Below are 26,722 nucleotides of genomic sequence, written 5' to 3'. Positions count from 1 at the left end.
CGAAAATGATGTTATTCAGCCATGTTAGCAACGTCCGCAGTATTACGGGGGCCGAGAAGCTGCTATTGCAATTTTGTCTAGATATGCGTACGTACTTCGATTGTATTCTCGTAACGCCTGGTGAAGGGCGGCTGACCTCAATGGCCCGCAAGCGCGGAATCACCGTTCTGACACAGAATCTGTTCATGCTGCATGGCATGTATACCCCATATGAGGGATTGGCGCAGGATGCGGAGAATTTGCGGACCCATGTGGCGTATGCACCGTTGTTCCAGATGCTTCGGCATGCTCGACCTGATGTGGTGCTGGTCAATACCTGTGTGAACGTCATGCCTGCAATGGCTGCCCATGAGCTTAATATTCCGGTGATCTGGAAAATTACCGAAGTCATTAACCAGAATGCGCATACGCCAGTTTCTGTTTCTATCATTGAGCGCTATAGCCAATGGGTCATCGGCATTTCTCAAGCTGTAATGCGTCCTTTGCATGGTGGGGGACTGACACGTCCGCATACGGTGTTGTCTCCCTGCCGGGATATGGATATGCCGTCTCCCAGAGAGCATGTGCTGGAACGGAAAAGGAAACGTGAAAAACTGGGGCTGCGGGATTTTCATATTTGCATTGGTTATATTTCTTCCTTTATCTACGAAGCCAAAGGGCTGTTACCTTTTGTCCAAATGGCTCTAAAGCTGTGCGAAACCAATTCGCGGTGTCGTTTCTGGATCATCGGCAGCTCGGTGGACTCGGAATATTACGTAAAATGTGTCTCTTTAATCCGCCAATCTCGTTATAGCCGCCGCTTCCAGTTCAATTCATTCGAGGAATCCGTGTCAACGGCCTATAGCGCAATGGATATTGTTGTGATCCCAAGTATGGTGGAAGAAGGCTTTGGTCTGACCGCCCTGGAAGGGCTAGTTTACGGTAAGCCCGTGGTAGCCTTTGCGCAGGGTGGACTTGTGGAATTGATGGAGGCTACCGGAAATACAGATTTTTTGGTAGAGCCGGGCAACAGCGACATGCTGGCGCAAAAAGTGGGCTATCTGCTCGATCATCCCGAGGAAGTGGAACGGATTGGTGTCCGTAACAACAGTGCAGCTACACGTGTATACGGACCTGATTCCTACCGAAGCAGTATGCACCTCATGGTCAGTCAATGGGTATGTCATCATCCGCATTGGTTCCCGTTGATTCAGCAGCCGGGTGGACCTGTATGGACGAGGGAAGGCGAAGGGCTGCGTCAGGTCACCGCTATACCGGAGGGTTATACCAGCACGATTCGAGAATTTCCTGAATCGGTGGTGTGTCAGCTGCCTGTGCTGGGTCTGCCGCCAATCGAATATGCAGCCATTCAGGGCTTGCCACAACCAGCACCCCCTTTACCTGAGTCACCACCCGAATTGCCCCGCGGCAAGCGTAGTATTCGGGCGAGATGGCCAAAGGGCCGCAAGCGTACCAGACTTCGGAATCGCAGGTATAAGAGAAGCGGCGGCAAGAGTCGCCTTAAGAAAATTCACGGGTTCCCGTTGTCGAAGGGACTTTATCCGAAAACCAAGTCCAGACAGAAGCTCAAGCGGAAAATCAAGCACCGGTCACGGCGACACAACGCGCACAAACCGAAGCGAGTCACACTCAAGGCTGGACAGCATACAAAACAACGGTCCGGGTGAACCTACGCCGGACCTTTGAGATGAACGTTAAGCTGGAGCACAGCCAGTCTGCTGGATGGCTATCCTTCATTGAACGCCACAATTCAATGAAACAACGACAGCAAAGGTGGGTTCCAAAACCATGAAAATATTGACCGTGCTCGGCACAAGACCGGAGATTATACGGCTCAGCCTGATCATTCCGAAGCTAGACCGCCATGCAGATGAACATGTGCTTGTGCATACGGGCCAAAATTACACCGAAAGCCTGAGCGGGCAGTTCTTTCGCGAACTGGGACTGCGTGCCCCGGATTATGTACTTCAGGAGAAAGCGGGGACACTGGGCAAACAGTTGTCCGCCATGTACTCGCAGATGGAGGATATTTTAAACAAGGAACGCCCCGATCATGTGCTATTGCTCGGTGATACGAACAGCGCTCTATGTGCCTTACTTGCGGAACGTATGGGTTATCCGGTCGTGCATATGGAGGCGGGGAACCGCTGTTATGATCTGGATGTGCCGGAGGAGAAGAACCGGCGTGTCATTGATGCGATATCTACCATTAATATGCCTTATACGGAGCAAAGCAAGCAGCACCTACTACGCGAAGGCTTCCCAAGCCAACGAATCATACTGACTGGAAATCCGATCTACGAAGTAATGCAGCACTATGAGAAAGAAGTAACCGGTAGTGGGATTTTGAAAAAATTGGGACTGTCGCCGGGAGAATATTTCCTGGTCACTGCCCACAGAGCCGAAAATGTCGACCATCCACCGCATTTGCTGGCTATTTTAGATGGTCTTAACCGGGTAGCCCAGCAGTTCGGGCAGCGGGTCATTTGCAGTATTCATCCCCGGACTGCCGCCCGGATCGCAAGCCATCCGCCGATCCAGCTTGATCCGCTAGTGGAATTTCACGAACCGTTCGGTTTTTTTGACTTCGTTCTGCTGGAGCGGCATGCCCGCTGCGCTTTGACAGACAGTGGTACCGTACAGGAAGAATGCTGTGTCATGGGGGTGCCGACGGTTACGATGCGCCGGACGACTGAACGGCCGGAAACGGTAGATTGCGGCAGCAATATCGTGTCCGGCCTTGATGGCGAGATTATAGCAAACGCGGTAGCCATAATGACCGGGATGACCCATAAGTGGCAATGTCCCGCGGGCTATCTGGTGGAAGATGTGTCGGATAAGGTAGTTAAATTTCTGCTTGGAGGGAAACGGCATGTTTGAAAACCAACGTATCTTGGTTACCGGCGGTACCGGCTCCTGGGGGCATGAGCTGGTTGCCCAGTTACTGCCGCGTAACCCCAAAGAGGTCATTATCTTTTCACGCGGAGAATCCAGTCAGGTTGCCATGAACAGGCAGTTTGAGGATGAACGACTCAGCTTCTGTATTGGAGATATTCGGGATAAGGATGCGCTGACTACCGCTTGTCAAGGAGTGGACTATGTATTTCATTTGGCAGCGCTCAAGCACGTACCCGTCTGTGAGGATCAGCCCTACGAGGCACTCAAAACCAATGTCGTAGGCACTCAAAACGTAATCGAGGCCGCTGTCGTTAATCAGGTCAAGAAAGTCATTTATATATCGACCGACAAGGCCGCGAATCCGTCCAATTTTTACGGCATGACGAAGGCAATAGGAGAAAAACTGATTGTTTACGCCAATCTGCTGAATAGCGATACACGTTTCGTGACGGTGCGCGGCGGTAATGTTTTGGGCACAAACGGAAGCGTGGTGCATCTGTTCCAAAGCCAGATTCGCCAAAAGGGCAAGGTTTCGATCACAGATATGAACATGACGCGCTTCTTCCTAACCTTGCGTGATGCGATCAGTCTCCTGTTCAAAGCCTCGGTGGAAAGTGTTGGCGGGGAAATTTTTATCATGACCATGCCAACCTGCCGTATTTTGGACTTGGCTGAGGTGCTCATTGAGGATTCAGGTGTGGAAAACGTAGAAATTGTAGAAAAAGGTGTGCGTCCCGGTGAGAAAATTCATGAGATTTTGATGAGCGATTTTGAAAGCCTGACGACGGTAGTCTATGACGAGCAATATTTGGTCATTCTCCCAACGCTGAATATTCCTCAATTAAAGGACCGCTATAATCAGTGCCCTCCCGTGTCATTCAGCAGCTTTAGTTCGGAGTTTAATTTGATGTCGAAAGAGGAGATTCGCAGCATTCTCCAAAGCGGGGGGTTCATCAAATGAAGCTGCTTATTTTGGGTGGTAACGGCATGGCGGGCCATGTTCTGGTGAAGTATTTCCAAAACCAGAGCGGGTATAACGTGTTCTACACCACCCGTGATCCCGAAAATAAAGGTGGTCTGCTGCTGGATGTAAAGGACAGCTTTATGGTGGAGCAGCTGGTACGGAGTGTACGGCCAGACGTTATTATTAACGCGGTAGGTGTACTGAATCAGCATGCCGGGGAGGATCAAATTGCAGCATACCAAATTAATGGGTTGCTGCCACATCTTCTCCGGCGGACAGCGGACAGTATCGGTGCCCGATTGGTTCATATCAGCACGGATTGCGTATTCGAGGGAAATCGGGTACCTGGTTTATATAAGGAGACGGATCAACCCGATGGGACAAGTGCCTATGCTTTGACGAAAATACTCGGAGAAGTAAAGGCCGCAGGGCATCTGACTATCCGTACCTCCATTATCGGGCCGGAAATTCGGCCCAGTGGCATTGGTCTGCTGCACTGGTTCTTGCAGCAGAGCGGAGACGTTAACGGGTATCGCCGGGTCTTTTGGAACGGGGTTACGACGCTGGAATTAGCAAAGGCGATACAGGTGCAGATGAATGAGCCGCTGGACGGACTCATTCATCTGGTTCACCCTGAACCGATCAGCAAGCACGATTTGCTGCTGCTGTTCAAAGATATCTGGAATAGGGAGGATATTCGGATCGTGCCGAAAGATGAGCCGGTGCAGGACCGGACGCTTCGTTCTACCCGGGCCGATCTGCTCTACGATGTTCCTCACTACAGCATCATGCTGAAGGAGCTGCTGGAATGGACGGAAGCACAGCGGAACAACGTCGGCCTGTCATAGTCATTACCGGAGCGGCGGGCTATACCGGGATGCATGCCTGCCGCCATTTTGCAAAGCTCGGCTGGGAGGTAGCGGCGCTGACTCGCACTGCCGCTTCCGTCTCAGAACTGATCTTACTGGCTCGCGATGATGAAAATAACAGCCCAGAGGCGGAGACTCGCAACTGTATTACGCCTTATGTGTGTGACTTGCTCGACAAGAAACGTCTGGGCGAAGTAATTAGACAGATTGCTCCGGATTATGTGCTTCACCTGGGTGGTAAAAATTCCGTCCCTGAATCTTGGGAGAGTCCCCTGCTATACATGGAATCCAATGTACTGTCCACCCTGTATCTGCTCGATGTACTGCGACCTTTCCCCAAAGCCAGAATTGTCGTGGCGGGTTCTCGGCTAAAGACGGCTTTGCAGGCTCCGTATCATCCAACACATCCATACAGCCTTAGCAAAAGCCTTCAAGAGGCAGTCGCGCTCTCGTGGGGCGCGCTGTTCGAACAATCCGTCATGCTGGCAGAGCCTTGCAACTTGATCGGTCCGGGTCCATCTACCGGATTTTGTGCATTACTCGCGGGGTATATCGTTCAGACGGAACGTAGGGAGGGGCAGTCCGCAACTGAAACTGTCCCGTTCCGGGTATCTTCCCGACATGCGCAACGTGATTTTCTCGACGTTCGTGATGCCGTTCGCGCATACGGTGTGCTATTGGAACAGGGTGTGCCAGGCCGAGTGTACTCGGTCTGCACAGGCCGCATTGTGGAACTGGGCAATATCGTGGAACGTATGGTTGCGCTGGCCAAAACATCTATTCCCATACAATGGGGGGATGTGGCAGAGTCAGCATCTACCGAGGCATACCGTGCGAAAGAGCTGGAGGACATGGGCTGGAAGCCGACCATACAGCTGAGGCAATCTCTGGAGGATATGATTCAATACCGCCGAGCCGGAAAGGAAGGAACGATATGAGACCGAAAGTAACGATCGTCATTCCCTTTTATAACTGTGCATATGTGGATCAGGCTTTGCAAAGTGCACTAGAGCAAACTTATGGCCCACTCGAGATTATTGTCGTCGATGACGGCTCCACGGAACATGTTGATATGCTTCAGGCCTATCTTCCTTATATACATTATTTAGGGAAATCCAATGGTGGAACAGCCAGCGCTCTGAATCATGGTATCCGACATGCCAGTGGCGATTATATTGCGTGGCTCAGTTCCGACGATACCTATCATAGGGATAAAATTAACAATCAGGTTTCTTTTATGGTGGAAAACGGTGCGTACATCTCCCATACCAACTTCAATTTCATCAATCAATATAGCCAAGTCACAAGCTACCAGGCAGCCGCCGTGTTTCCGTCTATGACGGAGTTTTACCGTTTTTTTCAACAAGGAAATCCGGTCAATGGATGCACGGTTATGTTTAAAAAGGAGCTGTTTGCACATATCGGTTTGTTTGATGAATTGCTGCCGTACACACATGATCTGGATATGTGGTACCGAGTGATGCTGGCGGGATATCCATTTCCTTTTCTGAACGAGTCCTTGGTTAACTACCGTTGGCATGATGAAATGGGAACCAAAAAATATTGGCCCGCTGTGGAGCGGGAGTACAACATCACCCAAGCACGTTATCGAGATCGCTTCAGTCAGGTATTGAGTGGTTTATCCTCATGAAGCCGAAAGTCTGTCAGGGGGGATTGATATGGTAGATACGGGGATTGTTATGCCACTGTACAAACAGGATATCGGCTATCTGCAAGCTGCAATCTCATCCGTACTAGCCCAGAGCTACAGGGGATTTCGCTTCATCATTGTTATTGACGGAGCGCCGGAAATGGTGGGGCCAGCGCTCTATGCAGCAATGGGAGACCCGCGCGTTCAGTTGGTTACACTCCCTCAGAACCAAGGAGTATCCCACGCCCTAAACCGGGGATTCGATGAGTTGTTTAAAGATCCTGGGATCAAGTATGTGACCTGGGTCTCCAGCGACAATGTTTATAATGCTTCCTTTATTGAACGATTGCGGCAAGAGCTGAAGCAGGGGCCAGACTCACTCGGCCTTGTGTTCTCTACCTTCCGCCAGGTTGACGCATATGGGAACCCGTTGTATGACGAGCAGCATCAACAGGCGTTGATCCGGTACCAAAGTCAGCCACATCACGAATTGCTGAACGCCAGCATTGTTGGGGTTTCATTTATGTACAAAAGCAAATATGCCCTCCAGATTGGCGGCTATCGGCTGCAACCCGTTGAGGATTATGATTACTGGCTGCGGCTGACCGAGACGTGCAATATGAAATTCATCCCGGAGATCCTGATGGATTACCGGGTGAATTCCACATTTAGTGTATCGGCCGGCCTACACAGCCAAAAGGAGCACCGACGCTGGCGGCGCGCATTCCAAATCGCCAAGTATGAGGCGAGAGCACGCCGGGGCATCCCACTTGAAATGACGATTTTAATGCCTGTCACGGATATGGCTCAAGCTGAATCATTGCTGGATAATCTGCTGGAGCAGCACTACAGCAATTGCGTGGTACGGCTGCTGGATTTAACGCCAGAACAGGAAGCTAGCGCTTTCCTGTCGATGATGCTCGACCCTCGGTTAATCGTAACATCACGGCAGCATTATTCGATCCAGGAAGCACTGGTTCAGGCTATTGGTGAAACCACGACTCGCTTTGTTGTATGCTTCGGTGTCAAACCTTATATTGCCGTGACGGATCTACTGTATCTCACGGATTTGTTGCGCCCATTACAGGATACACATGCCTTTTCCTACTATACAGATGACCATTCCACCATCGGCAGCGGACGAGGGGTTCAGTCCGTACCGCCAGAATGGAATTACGTGTATTACACCCACAGATTGCATCAGGCACTGGAACAGGGTGGCTTTTAAATAACAGGGGACAGTGCAGGGATTGTGGTCAGCTCGGACTGGAGAACACGGTGCTCCTGTACAACATTACCAAACTGATCCAGTCCAAAGTTGGAGAGCACGACATTCGCTGGAGCAGCGGAGGCCACGTTGTATTGTACCTCATAGGCAAGAACCCCTTGTATAAAGAAGGTACGGCGGGCAATGGAGTTTGCAGGCAAGTTAACCGATGTCACATACAGTGGTGTCTTGGTATCCGGTACAAGCGAGAAAAAAATTTGGATGGTCACGGTTGCCGCATTTACTGTGTCCTCATTGACCAAGTTCACAACAACATTGGAGCAGGCAGTACCAAAATCTCTAGTGTTCGTCATATAACCGGTTGTAAAAGCCAATCGAATCATCCTCTCAAAAAACAGAATATTGGATAACCCTTGAAGGGATGCTTTTATACTATGAATCTATTGAAAAGAAAGCTTGTATGGTTGTCTCTAGGCTGTGCTGAAAAAAGTACATTTTGATAGAAATACTTCAGGCGTATCTATTTATATAATGAAGGGAATGCTCGCGATGCCTTTGAATTTTCAGGTGACACCCAGCGGCCTGCCCAAATTTGAGCCTAGTGTTGCTGTTAATTTACTGAATCCGAATATTGTTATAGCTGTAGCTGTTGATTTTAGCAGTGGGCCTCCCTTGATTGGACTGTATCGCTCATTGGATGCCGGAGCGAACTGGACGGATACTTTATTGCCGATTCCGCCGGGTTATACAGGAGCCGAGGCAGGAATGGTAGCCTATCTGTTCCCCAATATTTTTATCGTATCCGCGCATGTATTTCCGGGCAATGAAAACGGGGCTATCGTGATCTATCGCTCTACGGACGATGGAGCCTCTTTTGCTCCTCCCGTGGTCATTAACCCGGGCTATGGAGATTACATTAATAATGACTGGACTAATATTACGACGGATAATGCGGGGGCAAGTCCCTATCTCGGGCACGTCTATGTCACGTATAACCGCCAATATAATGTGGATTTTAATGCTCAATCTGCGGCCTTCTACCAGCGTTCCACCGATGGAGGACTAACTTGGGACCGACCGTTAATGCTCTCCAATATCCAATCCTCAACGGAGCGGCCTGAGCCTGCGGTCGACAAATATGGAAGCGTATATGTCAGTTGGATTCGTACGGGACCGCAAACACCAGCTTTTTTTATCCGACGCTCCTTTGATGGCGGGGCAACCTTCAGCGGGGATATTCTCGTATCCAATATAACGCTTGTGCCCAATCCTTTGCCCGTTCCTGGTTATGACTTTCGGATATTGAATTTCCCCAGCTTGGCCGCGGACTGCTCGGGTGTGCCTTCCACAACAAATACGCTATATGCCGTGTGGCAGGACTTTGGTCAGGGATACAGCAATATTTTGTTGTCCAAATCAAGCGATTTTGGCGGTACCTGGAGTGCTCCGGTCATTGTGACAGACAGCCCGCCCGGCTCGCAAAATTTTTTCCCTGCAATTTCAGTGTCGCCCAAGACGGGACTGGTCGTTGTCGTGTACTATACCAATCGCGTGGACGGCTTTAATCTGGATGTGTTCGCCGCAGAGTCGTCCGATGGAGGTAACACCTTTACGAACAGTCGTCTCACGACGACCTCCTTTAACCCGAATGTCGGTGGAGGCGAATCAGAGCTGATCGGTGATTATATTGATGTCGCCATTGTACCGCCGAACAGCTATATTTCCGTCTGGACAGATACGCGCACAGGCAGTTTGACGATATTTGCGGGTGTACCGGGGGGTGGAGCCTGATGCCGAACGTACAGCTTACGCCTAACGGAAGGCTGGCCCAGGAGCCGAGTGTAGCTTTCAACCTGCTCGACGGTACCATTGTGTCTGCGGCTATCGATTTTACGACAGGGCCGCCGTTGACGGCGGTATACCGTTCAGGTAACGGCGGTGCCTCTTTCACACAGCAGATTTTACCGCTACCAGCCGGCTATGTAGGGGCGGAATCCCATAGCGTCAGCTACGGTTTTCCCAACTTGTTTGTCATAGCCTGTCACGTATTTACCGCAGACGGTTTGAGCGGTACCATCGCCACTTATGTGTCGAGAGACAACGGTAATACATTTGATCCGCCTGTGATTGCCCAGCGAGGGTATGGGACATTTGTCAATAATGTTGAGGTCAGCGTGAAATTCGATACTTCTCAGGTCAGCTCCTATACCGGAAATATCTATTTATGTTATACGCATCAGTACAATCCTGACTTTTTCGGCGGATCAGTCATGTTCTTCCAACGTTCGCAGGATGGAGGGATCACATGGGGGACACCCGTGGTGCTCACCGCTGGCTCCAATCAGATTACGCGGGGGGAAATCACTGTGAGCATTACAGGGGTGATTTATGTCGGGTACATTGTCACAAATCCGGTTAACCAATATCAGGTCATTGTGTCCTTCAATGGAGGGACAGCATTTAGTTCCTCGCTACCTGTATCTTCTGTGGTCCCGGTTCCGAGTCCGTTGCCCGTGGCCGGCTTTGGTTTCAATGTGCTGCCGGCAGCTAACATTGCCGTGGATCGCTCTACGAGCCCGAATCAGGGAACACTTTATGCGGTCTGGCAGGATAATCGGGCAGGGTATGCGGATGTGCTGCTTGCCAGGTCGGTGAATGGTGGATTAAGCTGGACTGCGCCGCAATCGGTGACAGGGGCCAGTGCAGGGGCACAGCATTTTTTCCCGGCTATTGATGTTTCGCCTGTGACCGGCGTGATTAAGATCGTATATTATACCAATCAAATAACGACCTCTTTATTAGACGTATTTGTGGCCGAATCAACGGACGGAGGGAATACATTTACGAACCTCAGAATAACAGACAGCTCCTTTAATCCTAACGGGATTAGTCCGGTTCCAGTCGTTACAATCGGTAATTTTATTGATGTAACGATCGTGCCGAATAATGGTTTTTTTGCGGTCTGGACAGATGCGTTATCGGGTTTCCAGCAAATTTACGGAAGCAACGGAATGTAGCTCAGCGTACGAGACAGAGGAGGTGAGGCTGTTTTGAAAATTTTGTTGGCTACGTACTGGCCGATTCCTCATTTGGGTGGCGTATGGCCCTTTATGATGCAAATTAAACGGAGACTGGAGCTACTGGGCCACACGGTAGACTTGATGGGGAACGGACCGGATACACCTAAATACCATATTGTTTTTGAAGATAGGGAGCTACTGAAGGATCAACTGCTGCCCCTGCTGGATACGAAGCTGAATGAATCGGCTGTCCCTGTATTACATTTGGATTCATGGGTGCAGACGGTGGAAAAGGATCGATACTGTATGGAGCTGGCAGCGGCGTATTTCGGGGTCGAGCAGTATGATGTTATTCACACGCAAGATGTCATTGCGACGCGTGCGCTAAGTCGGGTCAAACGCAAAGATAGCGCGTTGGTAGCGAATATTCATGGCTCGCTGGCTCGTGAAGTTATGATGGCTTTGGAGCGGGATCATGAGGAGGGTTACCGTGAGACGCTGATGTGGAAGTATTATTGGGCGCTAGAGCACTATGGCGCTCTATCCGCGGATATTACCATTACATCTACAGAATGGATGAAACAGACGCTTGTGCGTGAGTTCGAAGTGCCTGAGCAGCAGATTGCTACTTTCCAATACGGATTGGATACCGAGTACTTCTGGGAAGTCCACGCCCGGGGAACAGACATGATACGACCTGAGGGGAAAAAAGTTATCATTTGTCCTTCACGGCTGGTCTATATCAAAGGGCTGCATTATTTAATGAGCGCTCTTGGCTTGCTGAAAGCAAGTCGTACGGATTGGGTTTGCTGGATTGTCGGGGAGGGAGATAAAAGGGAAGAGCTTCAAACACAGGCGAAGGAGCTAGGGCTGGAAGAAGACGTGGTTTTTCTGGGGCATCGTGAAGATGTACCTGCTCTTTTACAACTGGCGGACCTTTTTGTTCATCCAAGCATACAGGACAATCAGCCGTTTTCGGTCATGGAGGCGCAGATTATGGGGCTTCCGGCAGTGGTATCGGATGCAGGCGGACTGCCGGAAATGGTGAAGCATGAATACACCGGACTGGTCTCCCCGGTTGGCGATGTGGAGGCACTGGCAGCTCATTTGCAGCATTTGCTGGCTCAGGATAAAGTGCGGATAGTCATGGGAAATCGTGCCAAAGCATGGGGGATCGCGCATTGGTCTCTGGATGTTATGATTGAACGACTCGTGAATATTTATGGGCAAGCGCTGAATCAAGTACGTTGAATACGTTGATTCAATAGTTAGGAGGGAGAGCATGACTTTTCCTGTCGTTGGAGACTTGTACAACCGTATTTTTGAAATCCAGCAGTCACACCCGGATTTGAAGGTCGATTACGCAATATGGAACCGAATTAACACTTCGTTGCCAGAAGATTATACGCTGCCGGACGCTGACATTTTAGAATGTCTGAAGCAATCCGCGCCATGAGAATACAGACCCTATAAAAAGGCAGGTTGGGCTTAAAACTCCCACCTGCCTTTAGTTATTTCAGCTCATTGTCCATCCGGGTTTTCGTCCATCGAATCTACATACACAGAGCCTCGAACCATGAGTGGTCCTGTAACAACAGCACGGCGGTCGGCTGATTGTACGGTCAGGCAGTATACATAAGGCTCTCCCTGTGTTCCCGTTTCCTCATAGATTAACTCGGCAAATCCCTCCTGATAACAGGAATCCTGCAACCAGTCCAGCATAGGTCCCCGCTCATCGTTGCGACGCAATCGAATATCCAGCTCCCCGATATCCCAGTTGAGCAGCGGATTTTCCCATGCCAAAGAGACTTCAATGACAATACGTCCTTCAGCTTCACTTGCAGGAATGATCAATGTAGAGAGCACGCTCTCCTGATCGGTAACCTGAAAAGGCAGTGCATATGTGCCTGGCTCAGCTTTGTTTTGAACTGAATATTTCAACATACCTTCTTCCTCCTCTGCCCGTTCATTAGGGTGTCACGGTAAAATGACTGGCTGTACGCTTAGCGACAACGTTCCCGTTTTCCAAAAATTCAGCCAGGATAAACAGCGTTTCTGGATTGTAAATATTCGTGATCACTCGCAGATAAAACGGATTTTGGGCTGCCTCCATATCCTTGAGTTCTAGCACGGAGTCAGCTTCGGGAGAAGGGCCCAGTCGAAGAAGTTGCCGCCTAAAAACGCCACTGTCATTCCCCATTTCCAGCAACACATCGACGGCCCTCTTTTCACGATTGAAAAAGGTCACATGGCAGCTTTGTATATGGGCGCTGTGGTAAGCGAGATGGTGATCGATGGTTAAAAGAAACACGGACATATGATGATGCCTCCTTGAATTCCGTTAGGTTACCAGCCTTAATATGATATGAAAAATAACCGGGATTGGACTGGATAGTTGTACGCCTCTTTGACAAAAAGCGCATCGGTGTCCAACCCTTTTCGCCGTGCTGTGCATGTAATGTAGAGTGGAACAAACTACGGCCTGAAGTCCCTTTTTCGACTACAGAAGAAGGATAGAGTAGGAACTGAGAGAAGGGTCGTATTAAAAAAGGAGGCACGGCTATGAGACTCGCACAGCTGGCAGGGGAATATGAAGCGGTCTTCAGTCTGGGACAAAACTGTACACCTGCCATTCAATTGGAAAAGAACCGTTTGCGGCCGTTTGCCGGGGTACTGGATTGGATGATGTCTGACACGCTGTCCGATGTGAACCGCTTGCTTGAAAATCGGTTTGCCGGATTTATGGATTTGCCCAATTTAAGTGTCGTTGGTACGAGCCAACTGAATTATATGGTCAGAGATATCGCTTATAATGTGATCTCGGTGCACGATTTTCCACAGGAACGCAATACGTCCTCAGATCTGGTGACCTATCCCGAGTTCAGGGAAAAGATAGACCGTCGTATCGAACGTTTTTTTGCAAAAACACAGATGGCGAAGCGCAGCTTGTTCGTCCGTATGCTGGGAACCTATGAAGAAGTAGAGGAACTGGAACGTATTTTGTCAGGCATGGTAGCGAATGAATTTCGTTTGTTGGTGGTGAATTGTTCCGGCGTAACGGAGTTGACGGAGGTGGATTGGCAGCTTCCGCATGTATGCGCGGTGGAAATGCCTTTTGCCGATGTATGGAATTACAAGAGTGATCCGCATTGGCGTACTCTTTTTAAAGGGATGACCTTGTTTTCGGAAAGGGGAGGACGTCGTGCTTGAACGGTTGCAGGGGGATTATGATGCTGTATTCAGTCTGGGTGGACATTGCTTGCCTTCCATTCAGCTGGATAAAAACGGACTGCGTCCCTATGCCGGTCCGCTGGACTGGATGATTTCCGGTAACTTGTCACAGATCAGTCGCTTGCTGGACGCCCGTTTTGCCGGTTTTATGGATGTTGATAGTCTGCGTGTCACGGGGCACGATTACGGCGAGCATAACTTCATGGTCGAGGATGCAAACTATGGGATTACAGCCGCACACCATTTTCCGGTTAGCCAGAATACATCGGAGCAGCTGACTTCCTATCCTGCATTCAAAACAACGCTTGATCGCCGCATCGCACGTCTACTGGAGCAATTCACGCTTGCGTCCCGTCTGCTACTGGTTCGTCTCGGGGGCAGTCGGGAGCAAGCGGTGGAACTACATGATGTGCTATTACAGAGGATTACACATGATTTTCGCTTGTTATACGTGGATTATACAGGGACTGATGGTGTGACGGAGTTGGATTGGGGATTGGAGCGGCTGGTTTCAGTGGAGCTGCCGCCTGAGGATATATGGAACGGTCAGGATGGGATGTGGCGTTATATGCTGGAAAATGTGAGACTGCACGTCTGAGGTGCTGAGATTCTAGAGACACACTATAGATTGTCTTCGGACTGTGCGTGTGCCTGCGCCAAGCTATAGGGAGTCGCATAACATGATGCGAAGGGAAGTCATATGCTTCGGTTCAAAAGGAGGGTGAGCTAGTGAAGGCTTTGGTCACCGGGGGAGCTGGATTTATTGGTTCTCAGCTGGTACGTGCGCTTGCTGATTCGGACATCAGAGTACATGTGCTGGATAATCTGACGACCGGAAATATGGCAAATGTGGACCCGCGCGCGGTCATGCATATTGCGGATATTCGCAGCTCTGAAGCTAGGACGTTGCTGATTCGGGAAAGCCCGGATATTGTGTTTCACTTGGCCGCACAGGCTGATGTGCAGCAATCCATCCATCAACCCGATGAGGACGCGGATGTGAACGTGCTGGGGACGATTCATTTGTTGCAGGCTTGTCATGAAGCTGGTGTGTCAAAATTCATATTTGCTTCCACATCTGGCGTATACGGAGAGCTGCAAAAGCAATGTATACAGGAAGACGATCCCGTGGAGCCCATTTCAGGCTACGGACTGTCCAAGCTGACCGCAGAATCGTATATTCGACTTTTTTATCGGCTGTACGGTATGAACTACACGATTTTGCGTTATGGAAATGTGTACGGTCCCGGTCAGGCCGCGAAGGGAGAGGGTGGTGTTGTCGCTCTTTTTATGGAGCGGCTGAAAAAAGGAAGCCCCTTGCTCATTCACGGCGATGGGACGCAAACTCGTGACTTTGTGTACGTCAAGGATGTAGTTCGAGCGAATATGGCGGCTATTCATGCAGCGGATCAACGCACAGTACATGTAAGTACGGGACGAACGACGTCCATCAATCGACTGGCCTATGATTTACTGAAGCTGCATGGTTCGTCTGTCCGCCCTGTGTATTCACCAGCGCGAGCTGGAGACATTCACCATAGCTGTCTTAGTAACGCAGTCGCCAGACATTGGCTTCGTTGGGAACCGCTATACGGCATTTCTGCCGGTTTACAGGAAACGTATGTGAGTAGTATGGGCTCAGGCAAAGAAGATATGTCGTGATAAAGAGCGCGCAACTCAAGAAAGAGACTGAGGGAATTCTCAGCCTCTTTTTCATTTGAATAGCAATTAGATGTTCTCGCCAGCCAGCTTAAAGGCTTGATCTAGGACAGCTGCACCGTTCCCTCTACCATAAGCCAACGTGTCAATGACATCTACTGGGATACCATAGGGAGCTGCAATTTCGGTGACTGCCTTTTTACGCATCCGCACTTGAGGTCCGAGCAAAATAGCAATCACGGAATCTGTAATGCCTTCCAGCTCTTCCTTGATGGTGCTTTCGGGGATGGCTTCGATGTTCAGCTCTATGGATCTTGCTGCTGCTTCTTTTTTCATTTTAGAAACCAAAATGGATGTGGACATACCCGCAGCACATGCCAAAATAATTTTTTTCATATTTGAGCGCCTCCAGAATTCATTTTTAACTACTTGTACTCTTCATCCAGATCAGCAATAAATGAGCGTTCTTTGATCGCGGCCTGATACCAGTAGCCGGATTTCTTCAAATGCCGACTTCGATCATTGTCCAGGTTAATTTCTACCAGTCCATAGCGATTTTTAAAAGCATTCATGGGAGAAACGTTGTCTGTAAAGGCCCACAGCATATAACCTGTACAGTTGGAGCCCGCTTCTACAGCTTGTAATGTGTAGTACAAATGCTCTGTTATAAAGTCAATACGATAGTCGTCCTGAATGATGTGTTCCTCATTTTTGAAAGCAGCTTCATTCTCAATACCCATACCATTTTCTGCGACAAACCACTCGATATTGTGATATTCGTTCTTAATGCGCATTCCCATATCGTAAATGATTTTAGGATAAATCTCCCAGCCCCGTGACTTGTTCATTCTTTTACCCGGAAGATCAAAATGCTCATAGTAGTAAGAGGGGTGGAAGGGGGTGTTTTCGTTCCACGCTTTACTCTGCGCTTTGACCCGATGGGGATAATAGAGATTGATTCCGACGTAGTCAACGGTATTTTCCTTAATTACGGTCAGTTCTTCCGTTGTAGCTTCAAATGCAATATCATGCTTGCCCATGAGATCGAACAATTCTTGTGGGTATTCGCCTTTAATAAGCGGGTCCAGAAATACTCGATTGTAAAATAAATCATACACATGTGCCGCATACTGGTCATGAGGGGCGCTTGATCGGGCATAAGTGACTTCAGGATTCAGAATAACGCCTATTTTAGCCCCGTGCTGACTATAGTTTTTTGCTTTGAAAAGCTGTACGCACTTTGCGGTTGCCAGCGTTTTGTTATAGTTCCATTGCATCCACTTCCGCGTATTTTGTTCATAGGGATAGCGAAGGGCATCCAGATAGACGCGAGTCTGTACAACAATGGGCTCATTAAACGTAAACCAGTGCTTGACCCGATCGCCGTACCGTTCAAACACTTTTTCCGCATATTTTACAAATAACTCCACTACATGCTTGGAAGACCAGCCCTCATATTTATCCAGCAGATAGGCAGGGACCTCATAGTGTTCCAGACAAATCATCGGCTCGACTCCACTCGCAATCAGCTCATCAATGACCCGGTCCATATAATCCGCATACGTTTCATCCACCACTACATTCTCATAATCCGTTAAGAAGCGGGACCAATTAATAGAAGTCCGATAATGGGTTAAGCCAATCTGCTTCATCAGCGCAATATCTTCGGTATAGCGATTATAAAAGTCGGTTGCAACCGCGGGTCCATATCCATTGTGCCAGACATAGCGGTCATTTTTGTACCATTGGTCCAGGAATGAGTCCTGACCTTCTTTTTTACCGCTCCATCCCTCTGTCTGCCAGGCGGAAGCCGCTGCACCCATGATGAAATTCGATGGAATTTGTATCGTATGTTTAGCCATGACATGTTTCTCCTTTTCATTGTATAAAGAATGCGTTTTCAATTAATTAGTGTATTTCTATAGTAGCGCATTATTCAGTCGTTCGCTTGTTGGCAATTTTGACGAACGGGAAATAAATGATAATCGCTACCACAATGCAAACGATCTGAGTGACGACGGCTCCAATGCTTCCACCTGTAGACAGGTAGGCATTAATAATAGGCGGAGTAGTCCATGGAACCATGACGACGGCTTTACCTGCAAATCCAAGCAACGTCGAGAAGTAACCAATCGTTCCTGTGATGAGCGGAGTAATAATGAAAGGGATAGCCATCAATGGATTCAACATAATCGGAAGTCCGAAAATGACAGGCTCATTAATATTAAACAGACCTGGGCCGAGCGAAAGCTTTGTTATTTCCTTCATATCTTCACGCTTGGAAGCGATCATAATACAAATCAAGAGGGCTAGCGTAATCCCTGAACCACCGATACTCATATATACGTCCCAGAAAGGCATCGTAATAATGTTCGGAATGGGCAGTCCTTGCTCATAAGCAGTCATGTTGACAGTAATCGCGCCAAGCAGCAGGGGTTCACGAATGGGCTTTACCATTTGGTTTCCGTGAATACCGATCACCCAGAAGATTTGCGCAACCAGCATCAGCACCAGTATACCTGGCAGTCCCTGTACTACGGCCTCCAGAGGTTTTTGCACCACATTATAGACAGCATCGTACAGATAGAGTCCCGTAAACTTATGAAAAAAGAATCCAAACATGGAGAAGACAGTCACCGTAATAATGGTAGGAATGAGTGCGGAGAATGAAACGGCCACATTGCTGGGAACACTTTCAGGCATTTTGATTTTTAGCTTGTCGGACTTACCCAGTTTGCTGTATAGCTCGACGGACAGGATGCTTATGAAAATCCCTAAAAACAAGCTCTTGGTATCCGTAAATTGACGGGCTATGACGTCTGTTACTTTTTGCATGTCACCGTTAACCATCAACTCTATCGTGGTTGGTGTCACAGAGATAAAACAGATTAAAGCAAGCAAACCGGGGAAAAGATTTTTCTCACCATTAATTTTTCCTAGCTCCAGACCAATCATGAAAACAGCCAGAATGGTAAGGATATTCAAGCTGGCATAGTTAATGCCTGAGAAAATCGGTTTGTACTCAGCCAGGAATGAGAATGGCCTAAAATGGGCCAAACCATTGACTGGGTCCATGACCATATTGGAAATCAGTACAGCAAAGGCCCCGACAATAATAACGGGCATCAATGTGATAAAAGCTGATTTGATCGCTATAATATATTTAAAATTGTTGATTGCATTTGCTACCGATGTGAGGCCGTCAACCAGTTTGTCTTTGAATGCCATGGGATAGCGTCCCTCCCTCTACGATTTCGGTACGAATTGATCCATGCGTTCATACAGGTCTACAAACTCTGAGGCCATATCGCGAATGGTGAGTGCATTCATCAAATGATCTTGAGCATGTACCATCATGACAGACATCTCTGTTTTTTCACCCGCTGCTTCCTTACGGATGATTCTGGTTTGAATCTTGTGGGAGGACACCAGTTCTTTTTTTGCTGAGGCTAATTCTTCTTTGGCTTCACGAAATTTCCCCGCCTTTGCAAGCTCAATCGCCTCCATGGCGGAGCTGCGTGCATTCCCTGCGTATAATATAATTTGGAATACAATCTCTGTATCATCCATGTCCTCCATGTTCACGTCGTGCTCTGTAGATTCATCATGATTCACGTGATCCTCTCTCCTTTCAATCATCTTGTTCGTATGGCTATTATAATTTGGAATCGCTTTCAACATAACACACATTATTTCCTCTTCTTAACGGAAATCAATCGTTCTTCATACTCCTTATGTTCAACTATTTTTATGCAACACTTCTATGAATTCTGTATACGTTTTGCAGCGAATAAGCTGCTGGACGAGCTGTTCATTATTTAAAATTTCAAGCAAGATATGATACATAGTCTGTAAATCTTCTGATTTCGTACGCTGTATACAGAGCATACAAATAAACTGTACCGGCTTGCCATCCCAATCGATTGCTTTTTGTAATGTACAGATGGCCCAAAATGTGGAATCTGCGAAAGGTTCCATCGGATGCGGGATCGCGACCAAGTTGCCAAATGAAGTGGGGGAAACGGCTTCACGCTCTATCACGGATTGCAGTAGAGGGCCTTTTACAAGATCTGCTTCGTGTATTTTTTCGGCTATAAATTCAAGCACTTGGAGTTTGTTCTCAAACTTCTGCTGAAGGAAGACCAATTTTTTTCGTACATACTGCACAGCAGGAAGTCTGACCTCAGAAATGGCTTGTTCAATTTTAGTAATATCAGAACTGCCCAAAAATGTACTCACATGGATCATAGGGATAGAAAGCGGTTCTGAAATAGGGATCGTGCTAATGACAAAGTCCAGTGTATCCAACGGCATTTGTTTCAGCTTATAAAGTTCAGTGGTTCCCACGATATCCAACCTTGAACCGAAGACCGATTGAAGCTTATAATACAGCAGCTTAGCACTGCCGAGTCCAGAAGCACATACGATCATACATCTTTTGGGTGCATCCTCCATTTTCTTTCTTTCCATCGCGACTCCGATATGAATGGCTAAATATCCAATTTCATTTTCCTCGATGTGTATATGAAGCCGCTGCTTGATGACCTCCGCAGCAATGATACCTGCTTCAAAGGCAAGCGGGTAATTGGCTTTGATTTCATCCAGCATAGGATTACGCAAATTCATTCCGTATTGATAACGGTTGATCACTGGTTTGAGGTGAAGGCAAAATGCAATCAGCAATTCTTGATCGTGTTGAATGTTCATCTTCAACTGCTGATCAATTTGGTCTAGTATTTCGATAGTCAGTTCGTAGATATCTTTATCAATGATCTTTTTAATCTCCACTTCATCCATACGTGCACTAACGACGGTCCTTACACCCAACAGGTGAACAGCAATGTACGCAACTTCAACAAGTGGAAAGGAGGGCTTCATGTTTTGTTCCAAGGCGGATACGATCTCAGTCGCCACCCTAAACTCTTTTTGCGCTTCGATTTTTTTCATCTCTTGCGGATAATACGACACATACCTTTCTTCACGAATTCGCTTACATGCTATAGCAATATGAATGACCAGATTGTTCAGGGCAATGTCCGATAACTGAATATCATGGATCTCAATACGATCCAGAATCACTTCTCTTATGAATTCCATCTCTTCGTTAGAGATCAGAGGAGGGTGGGACATCTGCTGCTCGCCTATTTCATCTGTCCTACTGAATATATAGTCGGAAATGCAATAACGCAGCTTGGCCTCATTCCCTTTGACTCGAATACCATGATAGGGTTTATTCTCCAGAGATAGTCCGTAAGTTGCCAGCAGCTTGCGCAGTTCTTTGAGGTCATTCTGTAAAGTGGATCGACTAACATACAGGATCTCGGCTAAATCATCAAGTTTGACATATGCATTGGTAAGCAATAGCTTTTTCATTAAAAAACGATTTCTAGCTTCAGAAGAACTCGCTAATGGATAGGGCCCATTATTTTCATCATCCTTTAATTGCTTCAGCAGATGATGAAATGCTTGTTCGTCCCGAATCTCTAGCTTGTAGCCTGTTCCTTTAAGGGGTTTAACTGCTGCTCCATGCTTCGACAACAGCGCACCCAATTCCTTTAAATCCGTTCGTATCGTTCGAGAAGATACCTTCAATGCAATTGCCAAGTGTGCTCCTTTGACCATCTGTTCAGCAACCAATATACGAAGAATATCAAAAATACGCACAACGAGCCCCCTCTCTTAGCTGTTTCTGATGAACAGTATACAACGGTTAGAGCGTAACCAAAAGAAGGGTTGACAACAGCGTGAATCCTAGATGATCTTGACACACTCGCAGATTCGGCGATATAGTAGATACAATAAGTCTTTGATTGAGGTGTAGTTATGAAATTTACAAAAGCAACGAATTATGCTCTGCACACTATGCTCATGCTCGTTACTGATTCGTCGGTTAAGCCGGTAGGTGTTCAGCAACTGGCTGAATCCCAAAATGTTTCACCAACTTATCTTTCAAAAATTTTGACGAGGCTTGTGAAGGCTGGAATGATCGAATCCGTTTCTGGAGCCAATGGAGGTTATCGCCTATCCCGTCATAAAGATGATATTACTTTTTTGGATATTATCCATGCCATTGAAGGTACGAATTCTTTGTTTGAATGTGATTTCGTCCACGGTTCTGAGTGCCTGATTCAAGCTGTAATGAGGGAAGCAGAGGAGAAAATGGAACGACATCTAAAAAATACGAAATTGGTCGATTTGGCGCAAAAGCAAGCACAAGTGTAAAGTGAGCGATTTTATATAGAAAGAGGGTGGTTGCCAGTTATGTAAAACGGTGTTTTTTTGGTTCTATCGCAGACATAAAGAGTCTTTAATATCTTTTAAAAGGAGTTGGGTATTATGCTATACGATTGCGCTATTATTGGCGGAGGGCCTGCTGGGTTGAATGCAGCCCTCGTGCTGGGCAGGGCAAGGAGAAGTGTGGCCTTGATTGATAATAATCGGCCCAGAAATGCGGTTACGCATGCGTCGCACGGTTTTATTACAAGAGATGGCGTAACGCCATCTGAGTTCCGCCGTGTAGCTTATGAGGAAGTGCTGCGTTATCCGTCTGTTCATCATTTGCAAACCGAGGTTGTTTCGATTATGAAAAACGTATCCGGATTTGAGGGGTTTGATTCGTCAGGCCTTCGCGTTCAAGCGCGAAAATTGATATTAGCGACGGGCGTGAAGGAGATATTCCCCAAGATCGAAGGTTTTTATCCGTTATACGGGAAAAGTTTGTTTAATTGCCCTTATTGCGACGGTTGGGAGCTGCGGGATCAACCGCTTGTCCTTGTCTCTGAATCGGCGGCTATATTTCATACAGCCAAACTACTCCTTAATTGGAGCAAGGATTTGATCGTCTGTACGAACGGTCATGCATCCCTGTCGGACGAGCAAAAAGAACGGCTTCAATCCAAGGGGATAGTAGTAATAGAGCAACCTGTTGCGGCGTTCATCGGCCACAATGGAAAGCTTGAGCACGTGCGCTTTACGGATGGCACTCAAGTCCCGAGGATCGGCGGCTTCGTGACTCCCCAGTTTGTACAAAGTGCACCGTTTGGAGAACATTTGGGCTGTGAAAGAACGGAGTCGGGCGGGATCAAGACGGATGAAGCGGGGAGAACCTCCATACCTGGTGTATATGCTGCTGGGGATTCATCGTACTTCATGCCTTCTCAGTTGATTTTTGCCGCGGCCGACGGCAGTCGAACTGCTGCGAGCGTAAATATGGATTTGACAGAGGAAGATTTCAACGAATGACGAGAAATTGGAAATGTCCAATATGGAATCCGATAATAGAAAAGGCCGCCAATATGGCGGCTTTATTCTAAAATCATAGAGAGAGCAAGCAATAATAAACCAATGATCATAAAAATAAAGGACCATTTCCATCTGTTTTTTCTATCTTTCCCCTCGGGATCAGCTGCCTGTTCAACATAAAAGTTAGCCCGCATGCGGTCACCGCTGACCCCTGTTCCACTTAATATAATAGCCAGTATTATGCATGTGGCACCTGCCCACCATAAATAATCATATATCATGATGATCCCCCCATTCTTATCTTCTCTATTACCCCATTTCGTGCACCATATCATAGGTCATTCTGTGACTAAACAAGACCTTCTTTCAATAACCTCTGTATTCACAAGAACCTGAGTATGATGCCCCTGATGATGGTTAAGCCTCTCCATAAGCAAGTTTACAGCCGTTCGGGCCAAAATATCCTTTTTCACATGAATGGTTGTGAGTTCCGGGCTAATGACCTTCGCTTCATGTATATTATCAAAGCCCATGATGGAAATTTGTTCAGGCACTCGAATGTTCATTTCCTGAAACGTTTTAATGGCACTGATCGCCATATAATCATTTTCGCAAAATAGGGCCGAAGGTAGCTCGTCCAATTCATAAATAGCTGTTCTAAATGCGTCCTGTGACATCACAAGCATGGGATGCATATCAAATGTAAGCCCATTTTCTATGGAAAGATTGTGCTCCTCTAAAGCCGCCATAAACCCTTCCTTTCGTTTTTTAAAGTTCAGAATTCTGGTACTGGATTGTACGTATCCTATCTTTCTGTGTCCTGACTGAATTAAATATTGGCCTGCCTGATACCCACCGAGATAGTTATTAATAGATACGAAACTGGCATCGACGTGTTCAAAGCAAGTATCCAAAATAACAATATTGGAATGAATGGATTGTATGGAATGAATAATCTCGGAAGTTAAATTGGTGCCAAGTAGAAGTATGCCTGAAGAGGGCTGATCTTTTTCCAAAGCAGATAATTCTTCTTCGAGGCTATGGCTATCAAAAGACGAAAAAATCAAGGTGTTTCCATGTTCTCTCACCTGATTGGTAATATGATGAATTAATTCGTTAAAAAATGGAAGTGAATCATAGTGCTCTGTTACGATGTCTGTATTTTTACAGGCCACAAAACGAATCACATGATGATTTTTAATGGCTTCCTTGTTTGTCTTCATGGTGCGTGGTTTATATCCATGCTCTTGGGCTATTTTTAGAATGTGCTCCTTGGTTTCTTCACTGACTCCGGGTTTGTTATTAAAAGCAAGAGAAACAGCAGATTTAGAAACACCTGCAAGCCTTGCAATATCATCAATTTTCAATGTGGAACCCCCTATTGAACTAAACTACATAAATTATATCATTACTCAGCAAGAAAGTTTAGCTCATAAACTAAACTAAACTAAATAACTAAAAGTAAAAATTTGTTGACCTTTTATAATTTATAATGTTAATATTCAAGTGTAAAGCGCTCTAATTTAGTTTATTTTGCGATATAGTCATATAAATTTAGTTATTAATTTAGTTTTGTTTAGTTTATTTTGTGAATACAGCAAAAGAGGAACGGTGATTTATTTGAGTTTAAACATGGCTGAAAATCAAAGAAGTTTTACAAAAGAGGACAAACCTTTTTTTTATTTGGCAGATACGGTGTGGAGTGTATTTACCAACGCGACGATAGAGGAGTGGAGCGATTATCTTGACTATCGGAAGATGCAAGGTTTCAATGTGTTGCAAATCAACATACTCCGACAATGGGACGCAAGTGAATCGGATCTGAATCTACAGCCGTTTGCATTAATGGAAAATGGGGATTTCGACTACCATATATTAAACGAAGCTTATTTTGACCGGGCAGAAATCATGTTGAAGATGGCTACAGAGCGTGGATTTGTTCCAGCACTGGTTCTGTTGTGGTGTAACTATGTGCCGGATACATGGGCTGAGATGTTCCAAAAAGGTAATAAAATGCCGTTTGAATGCGTTGAACCCTATGTAACGTACGTGGTAAACCGTTTTTCTCCATTTGATCCTATTTTTCTGATTAGCGGGGATAGTGATTTTCCGACCGAACGTGCCAATTCCTATTATTTAAAAGCACTGGATATTGTACAACAATTAAGCCCTGCAAGCTTAACTACGCTGCATATTCAAGGAAGATTGAGAGAAATTCCTCCAGCCTTTGAGAAACACCAGGGTCTTGGATTCTATATGTATCAATCAGGACATAATTCCGAGTTCCAACATGTAGCCCATGAGATTGCTCAACATTTCTATTATAAGCCGGATATACGGCCTGTCATTAATGGAGAGCCATGTTATGAACAAATTAGTTACAGCCGCAATGTGTATGGCAGATACACAGCACTGGATGCCAGAAAAGCGGCATGGCAAAGCCTCCTTGCAGGCGGGGGTGCGGGCATTACCTACGGAGCGCATGGCATTTGGAGCTGGCACAAGAAAGGAAAGAAATTCGGCATTGTAGAAGGGGAAGGATTCGATAGTCCCTATGATTGGAGAACTGCATTGCAATTTGAGGGCGCATGGGATTATTCCTTTATTAAATATCTGTTTGAAATGTACAACCTGATTGGCGTAAAGCCGTTGGATATTGTTTTAAACAAGACAGAGGAAATCAGAGCTGCGGGGAACGAGAATACCATTGTGTTGTATGTCCCGGTTAACACAAAGGTACGACTAAGTATCAACGTGCAGGAATACAAGTTTACAACGATTGATTTAGCCGGGAAGCGGTTTGCTCAAACCGACGTGTCCGTCCAAAAGGATCAATCGGTGCTAGACATGCACAGCTTTGAAAGTGATGTTGTAATCATCGGAACGAAATAAAAACAGAGAAGAATGTGGATGGAGTGAAGCAACATGTGGAAAATCGGCGTTATTGGAACGGGATATTGGTCGGAGAAACATATCAAAGCATGGCAGTTTATCTCGGATGCAGAAATCAAAGGATTTTGTGATCGAAATAAAGGCTTACTTTTTGAAAAAGCAGATCAATTCCATGTCCCTACTGAATATTGTTATACCAGCCTGGAGGAGATGCTAAGCGAAGCGGATATTGATGTCGTGGACATCATTACACCTCCTGAGACACATCTGGAACTGGTTCGACTGGCGGCCGCAGCCGGAAAACATATTATGTGCCAAAAACCTTTTGCCCGTTCTGTTGAGGAAGCTGAGCAGATAGTAAGTATTGCTGAAGCAGCAGGAGTCAGACTTATGGTGACAGAAAATTGGCGTTGGCTTGAACCTTTTCAAATTATAAAAAAATTGCTGGCAGAGAATATCGTTGGAAATATGAATGTTATACGTTATACGCATACCGATTTTTATTCACCGAGGTTTGCTCCGGAAAAAGAGCTGCCGCAGCCATTTTTCAGAGATATGCCCAAGCTTTTGTTTTATGAAATGGGAGTTCATTGGCTGGATACTTGGCGTTTCTTATTCGGTGAACCTCGGCGTTTGTATGCGGAAACCAAGCGGGTCAGTCCATACACACAAGGAGAAGACACGGGCATTATCATGTTAGGTTATGAACATTATTTCGGTCTTATGGACATGAGCTGGGCGACTCGCAGGGAACTGGATGGGCAGCTGTCGGAACAGGTTCTTCCCGATCATAAAGAACAACTGGTGATTGAAGGCGATGAGGCTACCCTAAAACTGTACAACACAGGTAAATTATGTCTCATTAATAATCAGGGAGTCGAAAAAGTATTGGTTGAAAAGACTGAATTAAACTATGAGGAAAGCCATAAAAAGCTACAGGCTCATTTTATAGATTGCCTCAACACGGGAAAAGAATTTCAAACGAGTGGTCACGACAATATCAAGACCCTTCAGCTTGTATTCGACACCTATGACAGCGCAGAAAATCATAAAGTTCATGTGTATTAA

General features: G+C 46.8%; 28 protein-coding genes. 18 read left to right on the top strand and 10 right to left on the bottom strand.

What is annotated here, in order from left to right; genetic code table 11:
- Positions 1-5 precede the first annotated feature (5 nt).
- From NSS94_RS19525 to NSS94_RS19495, 7 genes are all read left to right on the top strand, one after another.
- Entirely contained in the window at positions 6-1,667 is a 1,662-nt protein-coding gene (locus NSS94_RS19525; protein ID WP_029518282.1) for a glycosyltransferase, read from the top strand.
- A 121-nt stretch (positions 1,668-1,788) separates the two neighbouring features.
- Positions 1,789-2,880, top strand: a complete 1,092-nt coding sequence (wecB, locus tag NSS94_RS19520; RefSeq protein WP_029518283.1) for a non-hydrolyzing UDP-N-acetylglucosamine 2-epimerase — start codon at positions 1,789-1,791, stop codon at positions 2,878-2,880.
- The gene (locus tag NSS94_RS19515) at positions 2,873-3,859 is read left to right on the top strand and encodes a polysaccharide biosynthesis protein (protein WP_029518284.1); all 987 of its coding nucleotides are present in this window, start codon (positions 2,873-2,875) and stop codon (positions 3,857-3,859) included. The genes wecB and NSS94_RS19515 overlap by 8 nt, the downstream gene beginning before the upstream one ends.
- Entirely contained in the window at positions 3,856-4,710 is an 855-nt protein-coding gene (locus NSS94_RS19510) for a dTDP-4-dehydrorhamnose reductase family protein (RefSeq protein ID WP_069012647.1), read from the top strand. Before NSS94_RS19515 ends, NSS94_RS19510 begins: the two co-directional genes overlap by 4 nt.
- Positions 4,671-5,669 (top strand): NAD-dependent epimerase/dehydratase family protein, encoded by a 999-nt coding sequence (locus tag NSS94_RS19505; RefSeq protein WP_029518286.1) that lies wholly within the window; start codon positions 4,671-4,673, stop codon positions 5,667-5,669. Before NSS94_RS19510 ends, NSS94_RS19505 begins: the two co-directional genes overlap by 40 nt.
- Positions 5,666-6,382: a glycosyltransferase gene (locus NSS94_RS19500; RefSeq protein WP_029518287.1), complete on the top strand. Its 717-nt coding sequence runs from the start codon at positions 5,666-5,668 to the stop codon at positions 6,380-6,382. The genes NSS94_RS19505 and NSS94_RS19500 overlap by 4 nt, the downstream gene beginning before the upstream one ends.
- Complete coding sequence (locus tag NSS94_RS19495; protein WP_341039958.1) at positions 6,366-7,610, top strand: glycosyltransferase; 1,245 nt, start codon at positions 6,366-6,368, stop codon at positions 7,608-7,610. Before NSS94_RS19500 ends, NSS94_RS19495 begins: the two co-directional genes overlap by 17 nt.
- Here NSS94_RS19495 and NSS94_RS19490 read toward each other — a convergent pair.
- Complete coding sequence (locus tag NSS94_RS19490) at positions 7,607-7,963, bottom strand: hypothetical protein (protein WP_239645229.1); 357 nt, start codon at positions 7,961-7,963, stop codon at positions 7,607-7,609. The two genes, NSS94_RS19495 and NSS94_RS19490, sit on opposite strands and share 4 nt — an antisense overlap.
- 196 nt (positions 7,964-8,159) lie before the next feature.
- On the opposite strand from NSS94_RS19490, the gene NSS94_RS19485 reads away from it, so the two are divergent.
- Genes NSS94_RS19485 through NSS94_RS19470 form a run of 4 tightly spaced genes read left to right on the top strand, consistent with a single transcriptional unit; the run spans position 8,160 to position 12,086 of the window.
- Complete coding sequence (locus tag NSS94_RS19485; protein ID WP_029518290.1) at positions 8,160-9,401, top strand: sialidase family protein; 1,242 nt, start codon at positions 8,160-8,162, stop codon at positions 9,399-9,401.
- Positions 9,401-10,627, top strand: coding sequence for a sialidase family protein (locus NSS94_RS19480; protein WP_341039957.1), 1,227 nt, complete (start codon positions 9,401-9,403; stop codon positions 10,625-10,627). Before NSS94_RS19485 ends, NSS94_RS19480 begins: the two co-directional genes overlap by 1 nt.
- A gap of 33 nt (positions 10,628-10,660) precedes the next feature.
- Entirely contained in the window at positions 10,661-11,881 is a 1,221-nt protein-coding gene (locus tag NSS94_RS19475; protein WP_341039956.1) for a glycosyltransferase family 4 protein, read from the top strand.
- Positions 11,882-11,912: 31 nt separating this feature from the next.
- Positions 11,913-12,086, top strand: coding sequence for a hypothetical protein (locus NSS94_RS19470; protein ID WP_165148594.1), 174 nt, complete (start codon positions 11,913-11,915; stop codon positions 12,084-12,086).
- Positions 12,087-12,151: 65 nt separating this feature from the next.
- Here NSS94_RS19470 and NSS94_RS19465 read toward each other — a convergent pair whose 3' ends face one another.
- Both NSS94_RS19465 and NSS94_RS19460 read right to left on the bottom strand, forming a co-directional pair.
- Complete coding sequence (locus NSS94_RS19465) at positions 12,152-12,574, bottom strand: hypothetical protein (RefSeq protein ID WP_029518293.1); 423 nt, start codon at positions 12,572-12,574, stop codon at positions 12,152-12,154.
- A gap of 25 nt (positions 12,575-12,599) precedes the next feature.
- Entirely contained in the window at positions 12,600-12,947 is a 348-nt protein-coding gene (locus tag NSS94_RS19460; RefSeq protein ID WP_029518294.1) for a hypothetical protein, read from the bottom strand.
- Positions 12,948-13,192: 245 nt separating this feature from the next.
- Between NSS94_RS19460 and NSS94_RS19455 the strand changes: the two genes are divergently transcribed.
- The 3 genes from NSS94_RS19455 to NSS94_RS19445 all read left to right on the top strand — a co-directional run bounded on the left by NSS94_RS19455 (position 13,193) and on the right by NSS94_RS19445 (position 15,523).
- Positions 13,193-13,840: a DUF1796 family putative cysteine peptidase gene (locus NSS94_RS19455; RefSeq protein WP_341039955.1), complete on the top strand. Its 648-nt coding sequence runs from the start codon at positions 13,193-13,195 to the stop codon at positions 13,838-13,840.
- Positions 13,833-14,459: a DUF1796 family putative cysteine peptidase gene (locus NSS94_RS19450; protein ID WP_341039954.1), complete on the top strand. Its 627-nt coding sequence runs from the start codon at positions 13,833-13,835 to the stop codon at positions 14,457-14,459. Before NSS94_RS19455 ends, NSS94_RS19450 begins: the two co-directional genes overlap by 8 nt.
- Positions 14,460-14,590: 131 nt before the next feature.
- Positions 14,591-15,523 carry an NAD-dependent epimerase/dehydratase family protein gene (locus NSS94_RS19445; protein ID WP_340933040.1) on the top strand — a complete coding sequence of 311 codons (933 nt, stop codon included), beginning with the start codon at positions 14,591-14,593 and terminating at the stop codon, positions 15,521-15,523.
- A gap of 66 nt (positions 15,524-15,589) precedes the next feature.
- On the opposite strand, the gene NSS94_RS19440 is transcribed toward NSS94_RS19445, so the two are convergent.
- From NSS94_RS19440 to NSS94_RS19420, 5 genes are all read right to left on the bottom strand, one after another.
- The gene (locus tag NSS94_RS19440; RefSeq protein ID WP_039272650.1) at positions 15,590-15,916 is read right to left on the bottom strand and encodes a PTS sugar transporter subunit IIB; all 327 of its coding nucleotides are present in this window, start codon (positions 15,914-15,916) and stop codon (positions 15,590-15,592) included.
- A gap of 29 nt (positions 15,917-15,945) precedes the next feature.
- Positions 15,946-17,382, bottom strand: a complete 1,437-nt coding sequence (locus NSS94_RS19435) for a glycoside hydrolase family 1 protein (RefSeq protein WP_318628025.1) — start codon at positions 17,380-17,382, stop codon at positions 15,946-15,948.
- Positions 17,383-17,452: 70 nt separating this feature from the next.
- Positions 17,453-18,748: a PTS sugar transporter subunit IIC gene (locus tag NSS94_RS19430; RefSeq protein ID WP_029518300.1), complete on the bottom strand. Its 1,296-nt coding sequence runs from the start codon at positions 18,746-18,748 to the stop codon at positions 17,453-17,455.
- Between the two features lie 18 nt (positions 18,749-18,766).
- Positions 18,767-19,135, bottom strand: a complete 369-nt coding sequence (locus tag NSS94_RS19425) for a PTS lactose/cellobiose transporter subunit IIA (protein ID WP_029518301.1) — start codon at positions 19,133-19,135, stop codon at positions 18,767-18,769.
- A 123-nt stretch (positions 19,136-19,258) separates the two neighbouring features.
- Positions 19,259-21,184 carry a BglG family transcription antiterminator gene (locus tag NSS94_RS19420; RefSeq protein WP_029518302.1) on the bottom strand — a complete coding sequence of 642 codons (1,926 nt, stop codon included), beginning with the start codon at positions 21,182-21,184 and terminating at the stop codon, positions 19,259-19,261.
- A gap of 159 nt (positions 21,185-21,343) precedes the next feature.
- Here NSS94_RS19420 and NSS94_RS19415 point away from each other — a divergent pair, with 159 nt between their 5' ends.
- Both NSS94_RS19415 and NSS94_RS19410 read left to right on the top strand, forming a co-directional pair.
- Positions 21,344-21,742, top strand: coding sequence for an Rrf2 family transcriptional regulator (locus NSS94_RS19415; RefSeq protein WP_029518303.1), 399 nt, complete (start codon positions 21,344-21,346; stop codon positions 21,740-21,742).
- Positions 21,743-21,856: 114 nt separating this feature from the next.
- Positions 21,857-22,762 carry an NAD(P)/FAD-dependent oxidoreductase gene (locus NSS94_RS19410; RefSeq protein WP_029518304.1) on the top strand — a complete coding sequence of 302 codons (906 nt, stop codon included), beginning with the start codon at positions 21,857-21,859 and terminating at the stop codon, positions 22,760-22,762.
- Positions 22,763-22,824: 62 nt separating this feature from the next.
- Here NSS94_RS19410 and NSS94_RS19405 read toward each other — a convergent pair whose 3' ends face one another.
- Both NSS94_RS19405 and NSS94_RS19400 read right to left on the bottom strand, forming a co-directional pair.
- Positions 22,825-23,043: a DUF5316 family protein gene (locus NSS94_RS19405; protein ID WP_208332637.1), complete on the bottom strand. Its 219-nt coding sequence runs from the start codon at positions 23,041-23,043 to the stop codon at positions 22,825-22,827.
- Positions 23,044-23,100: 57 nt separating this feature from the next.
- Complete coding sequence (locus NSS94_RS19400; RefSeq protein WP_341039953.1) at positions 23,101-24,129, bottom strand: LacI family DNA-binding transcriptional regulator; 1,029 nt, start codon at positions 24,127-24,129, stop codon at positions 23,101-23,103.
- Between the two features lie 244 nt (positions 24,130-24,373).
- Here NSS94_RS19400 and NSS94_RS19395 point away from each other — a divergent pair, with 244 nt between their 5' ends.
- Together NSS94_RS19395 and NSS94_RS19390 are read left to right on the top strand one after the other, a co-directional pair.
- Positions 24,374-25,654: an apiosidase-like domain-containing protein gene (locus NSS94_RS19395; RefSeq protein WP_341039951.1), complete on the top strand. Its 1,281-nt coding sequence runs from the start codon at positions 24,374-24,376 to the stop codon at positions 25,652-25,654.
- Positions 25,655-25,687: 33 nt separating this feature from the next.
- Complete coding sequence (locus tag NSS94_RS19390; RefSeq protein ID WP_029518307.1) at positions 25,688-26,722, top strand: Gfo/Idh/MocA family protein; 1,035 nt, start codon at positions 25,688-25,690, stop codon at positions 26,720-26,722.

The organism is Paenibacillus sp. FSL L8-0644 (assembly GCF_038008165.1).
GTDB lineage: Bacteria > Bacillota > Bacilli > Paenibacillales > Paenibacillaceae > Paenibacillus > Paenibacillus polymyxa_D.
This window is presented reverse-complemented; position numbering and strand designations above follow the sequence as displayed.

Excerpts from the sequence above, each read along its gene's own strand:
- NSS94_RS19525 (WP_029518282.1), top strand. The coding sequence starts at position 6 with ATGATGTTATTCAGCCATGTTAGCAACGTCCGCAGTATTACGGGGGCC.
- wecB (WP_029518283.1), top strand. The coding sequence starts at position 1,789 with ATGAAAATATTGACCGTGCTCGGCACAAGACCGGAGATTATACGGCTC.
- NSS94_RS19515 (WP_029518284.1), top strand. The coding sequence starts at position 2,873 with ATGTTTGAAAACCAACGTATCTTGGTTACCGGCGGTACCGGCTCCTGG.
- NSS94_RS19510 (WP_069012647.1), top strand. The coding sequence starts at position 3,856 with ATGAAGCTGCTTATTTTGGGTGGTAACGGCATGGCGGGCCATGTTCTG.
- NSS94_RS19505 (WP_029518286.1), top strand. The coding sequence starts at position 4,671 with ATGGACGGAAGCACAGCGGAACAACGTCGGCCTGTCATAGTCATTACC.
- NSS94_RS19500 (WP_029518287.1), top strand. The coding sequence starts at position 5,666 with ATGAGACCGAAAGTAACGATCGTCATTCCCTTTTATAACTGTGCATAT.
- NSS94_RS19490 (WP_239645229.1), bottom strand. The coding sequence starts at position 7,963 with ATGACGAACACTAGAGATTTTGGTACTGCCTGCTCCAATGTTGTTGTG.
- NSS94_RS19485 (WP_029518290.1), top strand. The coding sequence starts at position 8,160 with ATGCCTTTGAATTTTCAGGTGACACCCAGCGGCCTGCCCAAATTTGAG.
- NSS94_RS19480 (WP_341039957.1), top strand. The coding sequence starts at position 9,401 with ATGCCGAACGTACAGCTTACGCCTAACGGAAGGCTGGCCCAGGAGCCG.
- NSS94_RS19470 (WP_165148594.1), top strand. The coding sequence starts at position 11,913 with ATGACTTTTCCTGTCGTTGGAGACTTGTACAACCGTATTTTTGAAATC.
- NSS94_RS19465 (WP_029518293.1), bottom strand. The coding sequence starts at position 12,574 with ATGTTGAAATATTCAGTTCAAAACAAAGCTGAGCCAGGCACATATGCA.
- NSS94_RS19460 (WP_029518294.1), bottom strand. The coding sequence starts at position 12,947 with ATGTCCGTGTTTCTTTTAACCATCGATCACCATCTCGCTTACCACAGC.
- NSS94_RS19455 (WP_341039955.1), top strand. The coding sequence starts at position 13,193 with ATGAGACTCGCACAGCTGGCAGGGGAATATGAAGCGGTCTTCAGTCTG.
- NSS94_RS19440 (WP_039272650.1), bottom strand. The coding sequence starts at position 15,916 with ATGAAAAAAATTATTTTGGCATGTGCTGCGGGTATGTCCACATCCATT.
- NSS94_RS19435 (WP_318628025.1), bottom strand. The coding sequence starts at position 17,382 with ATGGCTAAACATACGATACAAATTCCATCGAATTTCATCATGGGTGCA.
- NSS94_RS19430 (WP_029518300.1), bottom strand. The coding sequence starts at position 18,748 with ATGGCATTCAAAGACAAACTGGTTGACGGCCTCACATCGGTAGCAAAT.
- NSS94_RS19415 (WP_029518303.1), top strand. The coding sequence starts at position 21,344 with ATGAAATTTACAAAAGCAACGAATTATGCTCTGCACACTATGCTCATG.
- NSS94_RS19410 (WP_029518304.1), top strand. The coding sequence starts at position 21,857 with ATGCTATACGATTGCGCTATTATTGGCGGAGGGCCTGCTGGGTTGAAT.
- NSS94_RS19405 (WP_208332637.1), bottom strand. The coding sequence starts at position 23,043 with ATGATATATGATTATTTATGGTGGGCAGGTGCCACATGCATAATACTG.
- NSS94_RS19390 (WP_029518307.1), top strand. The coding sequence starts at position 25,688 with ATGTGGAAAATCGGCGTTATTGGAACGGGATATTGGTCGGAGAAACAT.